At 72.9% G+C, this 14441-nt stretch carries 14 protein-coding genes; 7 read left to right on the top strand and 7 right to left on the bottom strand.

Annotated features, from left to right (window positions below; all coding sequences use genetic code 11):
* Positions 1-255: 255 nt before the first annotated feature.
* Both OG738_RS23110 and OG738_RS23105 read left to right on the top strand, forming a co-directional pair.
* Complete coding sequence (locus OG738_RS23110; protein ID WP_329044017.1) at positions 256-1050, top strand: AfsR/SARP family transcriptional regulator; 795 nt, start codon at positions 256-258, stop codon at positions 1048-1050.
* Positions 1051-1106: 56 nt separating this feature from the next.
* Entirely contained in the window at positions 1107-1805 is a 699-nt protein-coding gene (locus OG738_RS23105) for a winged helix-turn-helix transcriptional regulator (protein ID WP_329044015.1), read from the top strand.
* Positions 1806-1844: 39 nt separating this feature from the next.
* On the opposite strand, the gene OG738_RS23100 is transcribed toward OG738_RS23105, so the two are convergent.
* Both OG738_RS23100 and OG738_RS23095 read right to left on the bottom strand, forming a co-directional pair.
* Entirely contained in the window at positions 1845-3080 is a 1236-nt protein-coding gene (locus tag OG738_RS23100) for an RNA polymerase sigma factor (RefSeq protein ID WP_329044014.1), read from the bottom strand.
* Between the two features lies 1 nt (position 3081).
* On the bottom strand, positions 3082-3471 hold the full coding sequence (locus OG738_RS23095) for a YciI family protein (RefSeq protein ID WP_329044013.1): 390 nt from the start codon (positions 3469-3471) through the stop codon (positions 3082-3084).
* A gap of 268 nt (positions 3472-3739) precedes the next feature.
* Here OG738_RS23095 and OG738_RS23090 point away from each other — a divergent pair, with 268 nt between their 5' ends.
* A complete protein-coding gene (locus tag OG738_RS23090) occupies positions 3740-4402 on the top strand; it encodes a maleylpyruvate isomerase family mycothiol-dependent enzyme (protein ID WP_329044012.1) in 663 nt (220 codons plus the stop codon).
* 6 nt (positions 4403-4408) lie between these two features.
* Here OG738_RS23090 and OG738_RS23085 read toward each other — a convergent pair whose 3' ends face one another.
* The gene (locus OG738_RS23085) at positions 4409-5029 is read right to left on the bottom strand and encodes an L-threonylcarbamoyladenylate synthase (protein WP_329044010.1); all 621 of its coding nucleotides are present in this window, start codon (positions 5027-5029) and stop codon (positions 4409-4411) included.
* 163 nt (positions 5030-5192) lie between these two features.
* On the opposite strand from OG738_RS23085, the gene OG738_RS23080 reads away from it, so the two are divergent.
* Both OG738_RS23080 and OG738_RS23075 read left to right on the top strand, forming a co-directional pair.
* Complete coding sequence (locus OG738_RS23080; protein WP_329044009.1) at positions 5193-5705, top strand: DUF899 family protein; 513 nt, start codon at positions 5193-5195, stop codon at positions 5703-5705.
* Positions 5706-5888: 183 nt separating this feature from the next.
* Entirely contained in the window at positions 5889-8288 is a 2400-nt protein-coding gene (locus OG738_RS23075; RefSeq protein WP_329056803.1) for a sensor histidine kinase, read from the top strand.
* A 190-nt stretch (positions 8289-8478) separates the two neighbouring features.
* Here OG738_RS23075 and OG738_RS23070 read toward each other — a convergent pair whose 3' ends face one another.
* Both OG738_RS23070 and OG738_RS23065 read right to left on the bottom strand, forming a co-directional pair.
* Positions 8479-9084: a response regulator transcription factor gene (locus OG738_RS23070; protein ID WP_329044008.1), complete on the bottom strand. Its 606-nt coding sequence runs from the start codon at positions 9082-9084 to the stop codon at positions 8479-8481.
* Between the two features lie 317 nt (positions 9085-9401).
* Positions 9402-9578: a hypothetical protein gene (locus OG738_RS23065; protein WP_329044007.1), complete on the bottom strand. Its 177-nt coding sequence runs from the start codon at positions 9576-9578 to the stop codon at positions 9402-9404.
* A gap of 455 nt (positions 9579-10033) precedes the next feature.
* Between OG738_RS23065 and OG738_RS23060 the strand changes: the two genes are divergently transcribed.
* Together OG738_RS23060 and OG738_RS23055 are read left to right on the top strand one after the other, a co-directional pair.
* Entirely contained in the window at positions 10034-10783 is a 750-nt protein-coding gene (locus OG738_RS23060) for an AraC family transcriptional regulator (protein WP_329044005.1), read from the top strand.
* 238 nt (positions 10784-11021) lie between these two features.
* Positions 11022-11627 carry a response regulator transcription factor gene (locus tag OG738_RS23055; protein ID WP_329044003.1) on the top strand — a complete coding sequence of 202 codons (606 nt, stop codon included), beginning with the start codon at positions 11022-11024 and terminating at the stop codon, positions 11625-11627.
* A 76-nt stretch (positions 11628-11703) separates the two neighbouring features.
* Here the strand turns inward: OG738_RS23055 and OG738_RS23050 are convergent, their stop codons facing one another.
* Positions 11704-12909, bottom strand: coding sequence for a sensor histidine kinase (locus OG738_RS23050; RefSeq protein ID WP_329044002.1), 1206 nt, complete (start codon positions 12907-12909; stop codon positions 11704-11706).
* Between the two features lie 69 nt (positions 12910-12978).
* The gene (locus tag OG738_RS23045; protein ID WP_329044001.1) at positions 12979-14424 is read right to left on the bottom strand and encodes a SagB/ThcOx family dehydrogenase; all 1446 of its coding nucleotides are present in this window, start codon (positions 14422-14424) and stop codon (positions 12979-12981) included.
* Between the last annotated feature and the right edge of the window lie 17 nt (positions 14425-14441).

Raw genomic sequence — 14441 nt, 5'->3', positions numbered from 1 at the left:
GGTCCGTTCCAGGGACCCCGCCACCCCGCGAGCCGCAGGTTCCGCCGGATGGCCGAGGTGCGCCACGCACATCCGGAACATGCGAAACGCAGGTGGGAACGGGGCGAACGCACGCCGACTCTGGTGGGCCGTTCACTGGTCGTGGGCGCCGCGCTCTGTCACATTCGGATAGAAGCCCGGATTTCGGCCGTCCACCGATCCGCGCGGCACGACCTGGGGAGCGCGAGGACGCATTGACGATGCTGGAGGCTTGCCATGTACTCCGAACAGCAGCCGGACCGCGGCGGGGTCCGCTTCACCGTGCTGGGGCCGTTGGAAGTCCTGCGTGACGGGGTCGACTACGCGCCTTCGGCACCGAAGGTTCTTTCACTGCTGGCCGTGCTCGTGATGCGCCCGGGCAAGATGGTACACATCGACACCCTGATCCGGGAGCTGTGGTCGGACCACCCGCCGCGGACGGTGCGGACCACGCTGCACACCTACGTCTACCACCTCCGCCGCTGCATCGTCCAGAACGGGCTCGCGGCCGACGCCGAGGCGATGCTGGTGACCAAGCAGTCCGGCTACACGTTCCACATCGATCCGTCCCAGGTGGACACCCACCGGTTCGCGCGGCTGCAGCAGGCCGGCCACGAGCACCAGGACGCCGGCGACCAGGCCGCGGCTGCCGACGCCTACCGCGCCGCGCTCGACGTCTGGTCGGGCACGCCCTTCACCAATGTCCAATGTGGACCGGTGCTGTCGGCGTACCGGACCGAGCTGCTGGAGCAGCGGCGCGGCGTCCTGCACCTGCGCATCGAGGCGGAGATCCTGAGCGGCAGGCACCGGGAGCTGATCGGCGAGCTGCGTTCGCTGACCACCGGCAGCCCGCTCGACGAAGCCCTGCACGGGCAGCTGATGCGCGCGCTCGGCCGCAGCGGACGGCGGTCCGACGCGATGGCCGTCTACCGCATGCTGCGCACCCGCCTGGCCGGGGAGCTGGGCGTCGAGCCGTGCGACGACCTCCAGCTGCTGCACCGCGAGCTGATCTCCGAAGGCGGCCACCGCTGACCGCTTCCCCGGCACCCCGCCGAAACCGCACCACCGGAAAGAAGTGAGGAAGTCCGATGCCCACTCCGCACACCCGCGCCTACGGCCAGTTCTGCGGCATCGCCCGTGCGCTCGAGATCATCGGCGAGCGCTGGTCGCTGCTGATCGTCCGGGACCTGGTGCTCGGTGCGAAGCGCTACGACGAGCTGCAGGCCGGCTTGCCGAAGATCCCGCCGTCCATCCTGTCCGCCCGGCTCAACGAGCTGGAGGCGGCCGGCGTGCTCCGCCGCCGCGTCCGCGCCGAGCTCGACGCGGGCCTGGTCTACGAGCTGACGCAGTACGGCACCGAGCTCGACGGGATCCTGCTCGACCTCGGTCTCTGGGGGGCCCGCTCGCTGGGGAACGCGGGCGCCGACGACGTGCTCACCCTCGACGCGGCGATCCTGTCGCTCTACACCACCTTCCGCGCCGAACACGCCCAGGGCGTCCAGATCAGCTACGAGCTCCGGTACTTCGGCGACATGGTCGTGCACGCCCTGGTCGAGGACGGCGTGGTCAAGGTCGGCGAAGGCCGCTTCCCCGGCGCCGACCTGGTGGTCGACGTCACGCTCGGCGCGGCGCTGCTGGACCTGATGAGCGGCCAGCTGACGGCGGCCGCGGCGGTCCGCTCGGGCAAGCTCGCCATCGACGGCGACGTGGCGGACCTCGAGCTGTTCGCGAACCTGTTCCACGTCCCGGCGGCCCCGGAGCCGGCGACCGGCATCGTCGTCCACTGAGTCCAGCGCCGTCCCAGCGCCGTCCCGGTGCCGGGCGGGTCAGGCCCGCCCGGCCCGCTCCGCCCGGCCCGCCAGGTAGTGGCGTTCCGGTTCGCTGCCGGCCCGCTTCGCGGCACGCAGGTAGTACTCGCGCGCGTCGCCGGGCCGGCCGGCGCGTTCCAGGAGGTGCGCGCGGACGGCGTCCACCCGCTGCCCGACACCGGGCTCGCCGTCGATCCGGTCGAGCACGTCCAGGCCGGCCGCGGGACCCGCCACCTGGGCGACGGCGACGGCGAGGTTCACCGTCACGACCGGCCCCGGCATGAGCTCGCCGAGCACGCCGTAGAGCTCGACGATCTGCGGCCAGTCGGTCGCCTCCGTGCTGGGGGCCTCGTCGTGCAGGGCGGCGATCGCCGCCTGCACCTGGTACGGCCCGACCGGGCCGCGGCCCAGCGTCGCCCGGACGAGCTCGGTGCCCTCCGCGATCATCGCCGCGTCCCACCGGCCGCGGTCCTGCTCGGGCAGCGGCACCAGCTCGCCCTCCGGGCCGGTGCGCGCCGCCCGTCGCGCGTCGGTCAGCAGCATCAGCGCGAGCAGGCCCGCCACCTCGCCCTCGCCCGGCACCAGCGCGTGCACCGCGCGGGTCAGCCGGATCGCCTCCGCGGCCAGCTCGGCGCGCACGAGGTTCTCCCCCGACGTCGCCGCGTAGCCCTCGTTGAAGATCAGGTACAGCACCTGGAGGACCACGCGCAGCCGCTCGCCGAAGTCGTCCGGCGAGGGTTCGCTGAACGTCGACCCCGCGGCCGCGATGCTTTCCTTGGCGCGGGTGATGCGGCGGGTCATCGTCGCCTCGGGCACCAGGAACGCGCGCGCGATCTGCGCCGTGGTCAGGCCGCCGACCGCGCGCAGGGTCAGCGCCACCTGGGAGGGCGGCGACACCGCCGGGTGGCAGCACAGGAACAGCAGCTTCAGCGTGTCGTCGGAGTCCGGCGGCCGCTCCTCGCCGGGGCCGGCCACGACGGTCGCGGGCTCCCGCACGGCGACCGACTCTTCCCGGCGTCGCCGCGCGCTCTCGCTGCGCCAGTGGTCGGTGAGCCGCCGCGTCGCGACCGCGACCAGCCAGCCGCGCGGGTTGTCCGGGACGCCCTCGGCCGGCCACTGCTCGCTCGCCGCCAGCAGCGCCTCCTGGACGGCGTCCTCGCAGGCGTCGAACTGGCCGTGCCTGCGGACCAGCGCGCCGAGCACCTGCGGGACCAGCGGCCGCAGGACCTCGGCGACCGGGGCGGACGCGGTCACCTCACGAACCGGTGAAGTCGGACTGCGTCTCGGCGTCGGCGAAGAAGACGATTTCGCGCACCTCGATGCCCAGGCCCTCGACGGCGGCGTCCGGGATCATCGCGGCGAGCTCGAGGGCGCGCGCCTTGTCCGCGCACTCCACGAGGTAGTAGCCGGCCAGGAACTCCTTCGACTCCAGGAACGGCCCGTCGGTGACCGCCGGCAGCCCGCCGCGCACCCGCACGACGCTGCTCTCGGCGACCGGGCCGAGCGCCTGGGTGCCGATCATCTCGCCGGACTCGCGGATCGTGCGGATGAACTCCTGGTGCCCGGTCATGATGCCGTCCATGTCCTGCTCGGACAGCCCGGCCAGCACTTCGGGATTCAGGTACATCGCCAGCAGGTACTTCACCTTCGGGGCTCCCTTCGGCCGCCGCCGCATCGTCCTCGGCACGAACATAGCCAATCGCCGGGGCGGCCGTGGCACCACGTCGCACGCGCGGAGTCGAGCTCCGGTGCGCCGGCGTGCCAGCCTGGACCCGCGCAGCCGGTTGTGTGCTGATCGTTACCAATCCGACCACAGTCACGGCCGAATGGCTTTCGTAGCAGCGGTTACCTGCGTCTCGCGGGTCGGCCTGCTTTTGGTCGGATGGGTAACCGGACCCAGGAGGTTGGCACCGATGGCCGACGTGTTCACGGACCTGCAGACCGAGACCGACGCGCTGACCGCGCTGGCCGAGCGCCACGGGTACGGGCCCGGCCCCGACACCACCGCGCACTTCGCCCGGCTGACGTCGACCGCGCGGCTGGTCCGGCTCAGCACCGAGAACCCGGCGGCCTTCGGCGTCACCCCGCAGATCTCCTACGACACGCTCGACGAAGCGATCCTGACGTGGCTGATCGAGCAGCGGAAGGCCAACGCCCTGCTCGCGTCCGCCCCGCCGGACCTGGAGCTGCCCTGGAGCGACGGACCGCTGCGCCCGTCGGTGCTCGCCGCGGCGGCGCTGACCGAGCTGTTCGCCTGCGGTCAGGACATCGCCGACACGCTCGGCGTCCGGCCGCGGCGCGGCGACGAGATCGGGCACGTCGCCTACTACGGCGTCCGGTCCCGGGACCGCGCCTACCGCCGCCACCGGCTGACGCCGCCCGGGCCGTTCCGGTTCGAGCTGCGGGCGCCGTCCGGCACGGTGTGGGAGTTCGGACCGGAGGAGGCCGGCGACCGCGTCACCGGCCCGGCCGAGGACTTCTGCCTCCTGGTGACGAACCGCCGCCACGTCGAAGACCTGGCACTGACGTTCACCGGCGAGCACACCGCCGAATGGCTGGAACTGCTGGAACGCTGAGCGAATTCACTCGAACGGCGTGGGATCGCCCGCGCCGACGCGCAGGATCTCCGGCTCCCCGGAAGAGAAGTCGACGACAGTCGTCGGCTCGACGCCGCAGTCGCCGGAGTCCAGCACCGCGTCGAGCTGGTGGTCGAGCTCTTCCTTGATCTGCCACCCCTGGGTCATCGGCTCGCCCTCGCCGGGCAGCAGCAGCGTGCTCGACAGCAGCGGTTCGCCGAGCTCGGCCAGCAGCGCCTGGGTGACGCGGTGGTCCGGGATGCGCACGCCGACCGTCTTCTTCTTCTCGTGCATCAGCCGCCGCGGCACCTCCTTGGTGGCGGGCAGGATGAACGTGTAGCTGCCCGGCGTCGCCGCCTTGATCGCGCGGAACACCGCGTTGTCGATGTGGACGAACTGGCCCAGCTGGGCGAAGTCCTGGCACACCAGCGTGAAGTGGTGGCGGTGGTCCAGCTTGCGGATCGTGCGGATCCGGTCGAGCCCGCCGCGGTTGCCCGGCCGGCACCCGAGCGCGAAGCACGAGTCGGTCGGGTACGCGATCAGGCCGTCGCCGCGGAGGATCTCGACGATCTGGCCCAGCGACCGGCGCTGCGGGTTCTCCGGGTGCAGGTCGAAATAGCGTGCCATGACCGCAGAGCCTAGGGTCCGGGCCGCCGGCGAGCACGGCGGCGGGGGTCCGGGGTGCCCCGGCCGCGCGTCTCCCAGCTTGCGGTTCCCGGGCCGATCCCTGGGCGCGGCCGGGCCCCCGGCCCACAATCCGCAGGGAGACCGCCGCCAGGGAGGACGAGTCATGACGGAGCTGACCGTGCCGGAGCTGGACCGCCCCCGGGCCGTCGCCGGGGCCAAGTACCTGTTCGAAGGCCCGGACGGGCGCGTCGCGCTGCCCGAGCTGTTCGGCGGCCGTCCGCGGCTGGCCGTGCACCACGCGATGCCCGACCACAGCGGACCCGACGACGTCGTGGCCACCGCCGACATCGCCGCCGCGCTGGACGATCCGGGGCTGCGGCTGGTGCTCGTCTCCCGCGCGCCCTACGCCAAGCTGGCGCAGTACCACCGGTACCTCGGCCGCGACGTGGCCGCCTACTCCGCGGCGGGCACCGCGTTCACCGCCGACTTCCCGGCGACCCGGCACGTGCCGGGCGCCGTGGGCGGCCCGTGGGCCGACGAGGATTCCGGGCTGAGCTTCTTCCGGCTGGAGCAGGGTTTCCTGCTGCACCACGGGTCGGTCGTCGTGCCACGCCTGGACTTCCTCGCCCTGCTCGCCGGCCCGGACGGGTTCCCGCCCCTGCCGGACCAGCGCTGACGCGGCGCTCCCGGTTCCTTCCCCGTCGTCCGTTCCGCGGCGCCGGGGCCGACTTCCCCGCGCCTTCGTCCCGGATCCGGGGCGCGCCGTGAGTTAGGATCGACCGTCAGCATGCACTCAGCGCCCCGCACCGGGCTTCCCGGCCGGCCCGGCGGCCGCGTCGATTCCGGGGGGTCCGCGATGATGTCTCCGGTCGCCGCACGCGAGCCCGCCGGCGGGCTCTCCGCGACCGCCGAACCGCGCGGGACCACCGCGGTCGATCGGCGCCCCCGGCTGGCCACCTACCTGACCTCGGCCATCATCGTCGTGGTCGTCGCCGGGTTCGGCGTGACCGGCGTCCTCACCCTGCTGCCGCGCTCGGTCGACGTCTTCCACGCCGGGTACGCCGTCGCGGCCGTCGCCGGCCTCCTGGCCATCCAGCTGCTGTGGTTCAGCCGCCCGTCCGCCCGGCTCGACTCGACCACCAGCCGCGTCCTGCTCGGCGTCATGGTCGTACTGGCCTACGTCCCGCTGCTGACCTTCGGCATCTTCTGGGCCGACATGCCCGACTTCGTCGGCGGGGCCGTGCTGCTCGTGCTGCCGTCCCGGTTCGCCTGGCCCGCGCTGGGCGCGGTCTGTCTCAGCGTCGTCGGCGTCTACCGGATCTTCGGCGCGTCGCCGCTGGACACCATCTACGGCGGGGTCATCGCGGCGGGCTTCTACAGCCTGGTCTTCTACCTGCTCGCCCGGCTGGCGCGGATGGTCAACGAGCTCCACGAGGCCCGCACCGAGCTGGCCCAGCGCGCGGTCGCCGAGCAGCGGCTGGCCTTCGCCCGCGACCTGCACGACCTGCTCGGGCTGAGCCTGTCCGCGATCGCGCTCAAGGGCGAGCTCGCGCACCTGCTGATGCGGAAGTCCGCGGACCGCGCCAAGGCCGAGCTCGCCGAGATCACCGCCGCCGCCCAGCGCACGCTGTCCGACGTCCGGGCCGTCTCCCACGGCTACCGCGAGCTGTCGCTCGAGAAGGAGACGCGGACGGCCGAATCGCTGCTGTCGGCGTCCGACATCGCCGTCCGGATCCACCTCGACCAGGGCGACCTGTCGGTGCAGGCCCGCACGCTGCTGGCGAAGGTGCTCCGGGAGGGAGTCACCAACGTCCTGCGCTACAGCGACGTCGAGCACTGCGAGATCGACGTCCGGCACCAGGACGGCCGCGTCACCCTCGAGATCGTCAACGACGGCGTGACGGCGGACGACCCGGCGCTCACCCCGGACAGCACGCTCACGACCCTGCCCGAGGAGGTCACCGCCCTCGGCGGCACGGCGACCGCGAAGACCGGCGCCGACGGCCGGTTCCGGCTGCGCGTCGAGCTCCCGGTGCCCGGCCGCCCGGGCGCCCCCGCCGCGCACAGCGCCGAGCGGCGGTCGGAGGCCGAGTCGAAGCGGATCCGCCGGCTCCTGCCGGTCGTGATGACCCTGATGGGCTTCGGCGCGACGGTGCACGTGCTGGAGCTGTCGGCCCGGCCGTGGGAAGTGGTCCTGGTCGTCGGCTCGATCGTGGCGCTGCTGGCCCTGCAGTTCTCCTACTTCAACCGGCCGGCGACCAACCTCCGCTCGGCGCAGAGCTACGGCATGCTGTTCGTGCAGGCCTGCCTGACCTACCTCCCGCTGCTGCCGCTGCGCGCCGACTGGGTCAGCGTGCCGGGCCTGCTGATCGGCAGCGCGCTGCTGGTCCTGCCGCCGGTGGCCGGCTGGGTGTTCTTCGCGCTCAACATCGCCGCCTACGCGGAGATCCAGTCGGTTTCGGGCGCGAGCGCCACGGCCACGGTCTTCTACACCGCGGCGACCGTGATGACGGGCCTGGCCGTGTTCGGGCTGCTGTGGCTGGTCCGGCTGGTCACCGAGCTCGACAACACCCGGCGCCGGCTGGCCGAGATGGCCCTCGCCGAGGAGCGGCTGCGCTTCGCCCGCGACCTGCACGACCTGCTCGGCATGAGCCTGTCCGCGATCGCGCTGAAGAGCGAGCTGACCGCCCGGCTGCTGCCCCTGGACCGCGGCCGCGCCACCGAGGAGCTGACCGAGGTCCTCGGCCTCACCCGGCAGGCCCTTTCCGACGTCCGGTCCGTGGCCAGCGGCTACCGGGAGCTGTCCCTCGACAGCGAGTCCCGCACCGCGAAGTCCGTGCTGGCCGCCGCCGACGTCCGGGTGCGCATGGAGATGCTCGGCGACGAGCTGCCGCCGCCGGTGCGCACGGTGCTGGCCGTCGTCCTGCGCGAAGGCGTCACGAACGTGTTGCGGCACAGCAAGGTGGAGTGCTGCGAGATCGCGATGCGCCGCACCGACACCGGGGTCTGCCTCGACATCGTGAACGACGGCGTCGAGCGCGACGGAGACCGGGAGTGCCCCGACGTCCCGGCCGAGGCGCCTTCGACGCCGGCGGTGCCCGCACCCCGGGCCGCGGAGAACGGCAGCGGGCCGGCCGACACGTCCCCGGGCAGCGGCATCGGCAACCTGTCGCACCGGGTCGCCAACCTCGGCGGAGAGCTCACCGCCGGCGTCGAGCCGGACGGCCGGTTCCGGCTGCGGGCGGTCGTCCCGGTCTGACCCCGCGGCGCGGGCTCTTCCCGGCGGCCGGCCGTGCGAGGCAGTGATGCCGAAGGCACCCTCATGGGTGCCCTCACGGTATTCGGCGACTGGTCAATCAGCGCCAGAACGGTCAGAGCCCAGCTGGTCTTGCCCCGGTACGGAGCAGCGCGAGCGCCCGACGTCTCCGCCTGGTTCCTGGCATTGGCGGTCACACCCAGCCGGACTCCTCGGCGATGCGGATCGCGTCGACCCGGTTGCGGGCGTTGAGTTTCGCGACGACGGTCGTGAGATAGTTCCGTACTGTCCCGGCGGAAAGGTACAGCCGCGCGGCGACTTCCACCGTCCCGTAGCCCTGCGCGGTCATCCGCAGCACGTCGAGCTCGCGGGCGGTGAGCGGGCAGTCGACGGAGTCCCAGGCGGCCAGCGCCAGGTCGCCGTCGACCATGCGGCGGCCGGCGAGCACCCCGCGCACGGCGTTCGCGAGCTTGTCGGGCGGCGCGTCCTTGAGCAGGAACCCGCTCACCTTGGCGTCCAGGGCCCGCCGCAGCGTTCCCGGCCTGCCCAGGCTGGTGAGGATCAGGGTCCGGCACGCGGGCAGCTGTACGTGCAGCTCACCGGCGGCGGTGAGGCCGTCCTTGCCGGGCAGGTCGATGTCGATGACGGCCACCTGCGCCTGCGTGGCCCGGGCGGCGGGCAGGATCTCGAGCCCGGAGGCGACCTCGGCGACCACGTCGATGTCGGGCTCCAGCCGCAGCAGCGCCACCAGTGCTCCCCGCACGATGTGCATGTCCTCGGCAACCAGCACTCTGATCACAGGTGCCTCCGCACTCACGATTCCCCAGGTGCCCAGTTAAACATTCGATTTGGCGAATCGGTTGCACCATTCGGGCACCTCTCCGCCACGTTCGCCGCGCAATGCCCGTGCGTAGGCAAATGCAGGGTTAAAAACGCCGGTTCGCGATCACGCGACTACCAGCCGTGACAGGTGCCCGACAATGCTTCCAGCTTGTTGGAAACTTTCCCCGGATCCCGGGTGCCCCGAGCCGCACATGCGTCGGGCCGGCCACCGCGAGCGCACGAGAGGCGCCGGCGGTGACCGGCCCGCGAGGTCCAGAACAGCGGAAATACGACTCAGGCCGCTTCGAGGTCCTCGTACCGGCAGACCGTGGGACGGACCGGACGACCCAGACCCGCGCCGTTGTTCCACAGCTCGAACCGTTCGATGACCAACTCGTCGGCGGTACTTTCACACTCGATCCCCAGCTCGGAGAAAAGAGAGCGAACCTGCACGGAAACCAACTCGGACATTGATGCTCCCCAGTGGCGAAGATGAATGCTTCACGTGCCATAAATCGTCGCCCAGCGCCGCGGCGGCAACCAGTGCCCGAATCATCGGCGTGCTGTGTCTTACGCATCGTCCGTGCGGTTCCGGGAAAGACTCCGAACGGCCTAATCAGCCGGTCGGTACCCGTCGAATCGCGGCGAATTCGTCACGGTGCGCTCCCGAGCGCATCCCCCGCGCTACGACCACTGTGAGAAACGCACATGCGCCCCGGTCGGGAGTTCCCGGTCCGCACCCCGTTCACCCCCGATGTGCAAAACGCATGTCCGGCACGCGCGAAATCCATCCCGACCGGTGCACAGAGCACTTAAGAAGTAGACGCCCGGCGACCTACAGTTTGGTCGAAATCACATCCTCCGCGCCGGGCGCCTACTGGGGACGCCACCCGCGCGGCATCGTCGAGGCGGGAAGGACGGCCACCATGGATGAGATCGTCCGGCAAGCAGTGGCACGCGCCATCGTGACCATGCGCGGCAACCTGGGTGAGCGGCTCACGGTCGACGACCTCGCCCGGGCCGCCATGTTCAGCAAGTTCCACTTCACCCGGGTGTTCCTGCGGGTCACCGGGCTGTCGCCGGGCCGGTTCCTCTCGGCCCTGCGGCTGGCGGAGGCGAAGCGCCTGCTCGCCACCACGAGCATCTCGGTGGCCGACATCAGCCACCAGGTCGGCTACAACAGCGTCGGCACGTTCAGCGCGCGGTTCAGCGGCAGCGTGGGCGTTTCGCCGTCGGGTTACCGGCAGCTGCGCGGCCCGGCGCCGCGGATCGCCGACCGGACCACCCGGCCCGGCTCCGGCACGACCGTGCGCGGCCAGCTGCGCGTCTCGCCGTCGGCCGAGGTCGGGGCGGTGTTCGTCGGGTTGTTCGCCGCCCGGATCGCCGAGGGCGCGCCGGCGCGGTACGCGATCCTGCGGGGACCGGGACCGTACGCGCTGGCCGACGTTCCGCTGGGCTCGTGGTACGTGCTCACCCACGCCTTCGGCTGCGGTGCACCCGACAACCAGGCGCTGCGGCCCTACACCGGCATCGCCGGGCCGGTGACCGTGCACCGCGGCGTCACGGCGGGCCTGGCCGACGTCCAGCTGCGGCCGCGCAACGGCTTCGACCCGCCCGTCCTGCTGGCGCTGCCGGACCTGCGCCGGCCGGCCGTGGCGAGCCCGCTGGCGGTCTGAGCTCGACCGTGCAATTCCGGCACCGGCGAATCCTCCGTTCGTTAATGGGCGGCCGGGACTCGGCGCGGCCGGGATTGCCGGTACCGGGCCGGACTCCGGGACCGGCGGGCGGCACCGGCGAATTCCGGGCATTCCCCGCGGCGCACACCCGAGTGCGCTTCCGGAAAGCACCGGCGCCGCCGCGCAATGGCGTAGTATCGCCGTTCGGAGTCGTCGGACTGGGGTGCGAGGTACCGTCGTGATCAAGGTGTTGCTGGCCGAGGACATGCACATGGTCCGCGGCGCCCTGGTCGCACTCCTCAACCTGGAGTCCGACATCGAAGTGGTCGCCGAGGTCGCCAGCGGCGACCAGATCCTGCCGGCCGCGAAGTCGACCCAGCCCGACGTCGCGGTCATCGACATCGACCTGCCGGGCAAGGACGGGCTCTCCGCGGCGATCGAGATCCACGAGAGCCTGCCCGACGTCCACACCCTGATCCTGACCAGCCTCGGCCGGCCCGGCACGGTGCGCCGCGCGCTGGACGCCAAGGTGAACGGCTTCCTGCTCAAGGATTCGCCGTCGGACAAGCTGGCGAACGCGGTCCGCTCGGTGGCGATCGGACGGCGGGTCATCGACAGCGAGCTGGCGCTGGCCGCCTGGGAGACCGACGACTGCCCGCTCACCCCGCGCGAGGTCGAGATCCTGTCGCTGGCCGCACGCGGGCGCAACGTCGCCGACATCGCCGCCGAGCTCTTCCTTTCGGCGGGCACGGTCCGCAACTACCTGGCCGCGGTCGTGACGAAGCTGAACGCCCGCAACCGCGTCCACGCCATCCGCATCGCGACCGAAGCGGAGTGGCTCTAGCCACGCCACCGCTCCGGCCGGCCGGGGTCGCGTGTGGACGGCCGCCACGGCGTCGGCGTCCGGCACCGGAAAGCGCTTACGCGCTCAGCTCGTCCCGCGCTCGCCCGGGGCACGCCACCGGTACCGCCGCGACCAGGCGGTGGGTGCCGTCCGCGCCCACCTCGACCGACAGCTTCCCGTCCAGCGACCCGACCCGGTCGCACAGGTTCCGCAGGCCGGAGCCGGAACCCGCGCCGCCCGCGGCGCTGCCCGCGCCGTCGTTGACGATCTCGAGCCAGGCCGTCCCGCCCTCGGTGCTCACCGAGAACGCGCACCAGCTCGCGGTGCTGTGCCGCACCACGTTCGTCACGCCTTCGCGCAGCACCACCGCGAAGGTGGTGGCGACCGCCGGTGGCAGGTCCCCCGTGCCGGAGCGGGCGATCGTCACCCGGAGTCCCGCCGCGCCCAGCACGGCGGCCGCGGCCCGGCACTCGTCGTCGAGGGACAGCTCGCGGTAGCCGGCGGCGATCGTCCGGACGTCGGCCAGCGCGCGCCGCGACATCGTGAGCAGCTCGGCCAGCTCCTCCTTGGCCCGCTCGGGCCTGCCGAGCATCAACCGGTCGACGAGTTCACCCTTGAGGGTGATCGCCGACAGGCTCAGGCCGAGCAGATCGTGGACGTCGCGGGAGAACCGCTTGTGCTCCTCGGCGACCGCGCTGCGCTGCAGCTCCCGCAGCTCGCCCTCGCGCGCGGCGACCATCCGCGCGGCCACGCCCAGCCCGAACAGCGCCAGCGCGGCCACCCCGGACGACGCCGTGCCGGCGACGACGGTGTCCACCCAGCCCGGCGCGCCGGACCGGGCCGGGACCAGCCCGGCCAGGACGCACGCCACGACCGCCCCGGGGACCGCCCTGGCGGGCCGGGCGGCCAGCAGCAGCCCCCCGGCGAAGAACCCGGCCGCGGTGCTCCACGGCGCTCCCAGCGGCAGCATCGGCAGGTAGGCGAGCAGCGCCTGCGCGGCCAGGGCCGGCTCGAGGCGGCGGACGCGGCCGTGGGCGAACGCCGCCAGGTGGATCGCCACGAGCGCCGCCGCGCAGGCGAGCGCGCCCAGCCGCAGGGCCCCCGAATCCCGGTCGGCCGGCACGGGCAGGAACGCCATGAGCGCGACCACGACGGCGGCCGCCGCCTGCCCGCCCGCGACGAGCCGCTCCTCGCCGATGCCGCGGACCTGCCCGCCCCGCGTGCCGCCGGCGGGCGCGGCCCGCCACGGAACTCTCCCCCGCATCCGTGCCGGAAATGCCACGGCGCCTCCCGACTCACCCCAGACCCCAGTACGTCAAAGGTAACAGGGTGGACGTTTCCGGCCGAGGTGTCAGCCGGGGCCGGGGAAGTCGAGGACGCACTCGCCGACGCTCACTTCGGCCGGCCACTCCAGCTTGAGCGAGCGGTCGACCCGGTCGCCGGCGTCGACCGGCACGGCGTGCGCGGACAGCCCCATCGCCTTCGCCGCGAGGTAGAGAACCTGTTGCAGGGCACCCACGTGCACCAGCGTCGTCGCGTAGGCGGCGCTGCCGAGCACCCAGGCGATCCGCGACATCCGCGCCGTCATCGTCAGGAGCACCGAGGGCCTGCGGTGGCTGCCCGCGCCGACCATCGCCAGGTCGAGCATGCCGTCGAGCATCCCGAGGTCGTCGTTGATGAGCGTCAGCGTGTGCCACCGCGGGTCGTAGTGGTAGATGCCCCGGGCCAGGCCGGCGCAGCGGTTGATCCCGACGTAGATTTCGAGCTCGTAGAGGCACGCGACGCTGAAGTACGGCCGCTGGGACGCCTCGTGGCCGGGGCCGCCGGGCAGGTGGGCCGGCCCGATCGAGCGGGCCCGCGCGGCGCGGAAGAGGAACTCCCCGATCTGCTCGGCCGACAAGGCGTGCTCGGTGACCTCGGGGCAGGTGTGGTCGAGCTCGAGCAGCGTGGCCAGCGTCGGGTCGGTCGCCTTGAGCACCGCCGGGTCGGGCCGGTGCAGCGGGAAGGTCGGGCCGGCGGTGATCTGCTTGACCACCGGCGGCTCGACGCCCGACCGGTGCTCCTCCCGGTCCGGCGGCGCCCCCTTCAGCCACGTCCGGCTGCGGGCGTGGAACAGCAGGTCGTCGGGCGACCAGGCGGCCAGGTCGGCGTCGGTGTCCTCGGCGAACTCGGCCCAGGCGTCGGCCACCAGGACCACGCCCGCCGCCACCAGGAACGCGACGACCTCGGCCACGACCGGCTCGGCCAGCCCGGAGACCGCGGCGACCTGCGCGACGGTGACCGGCCCGGCCAGCGAGGACGCCACGGTCACCGCGAGCGGGCGCAGCAGCGCGACCCGGTACCGGGCGCGCGGCGACTCCAGCTGCAGCACGCCGCCGTCCGGGCGCATCGCCGAGTACCGGGACAGCTTGACCGGCCGGCCGGCCGGCACGGGGTCGGCCGGGAAGACCGGCGCCGGGGTCACCGGGACGGCCGAGAGCAGCGGCCCGCGGCCGTCGTTGAGCGCGAGCGAGTGCACCACGGAGCCGGACAGCCGGTTGAGGACCTTGCGCAGCGAAGCCGCCCAGGCTTCGGCCGCCCCGCTCGCCGACGAGGCGAGGTTGCCCATCGAGACCGGGCCCAGCGCCATCCGGCCCAGCGACTCGCGCACCGGCGGGGGGACGCCGGCCAGTTCGTACTCACCCCACCAGGTGATCGCGACGAGCGTGTCGCCGTCCCCCGTCTCCAGCAGCGTGTCTTCGGTGAAGGACCAGAGCCGGACGGTCTCCGGAACCTCCGCCGGGCGGTCAGCAGGCAAAGCGGACTCCTCAAACG

Origin of the sequence: Amycolatopsis sp. NBC_01488, assembly GCF_036227105.1 — a bacterium.
Taxonomy (GTDB): domain Bacteria; phylum Actinomycetota; class Actinomycetes; order Mycobacteriales; family Pseudonocardiaceae; genus Amycolatopsis.
Note: the sequence above shows the minus strand (reverse complement) of the source record. Positions and strands in the feature narration are given on the sequence as shown.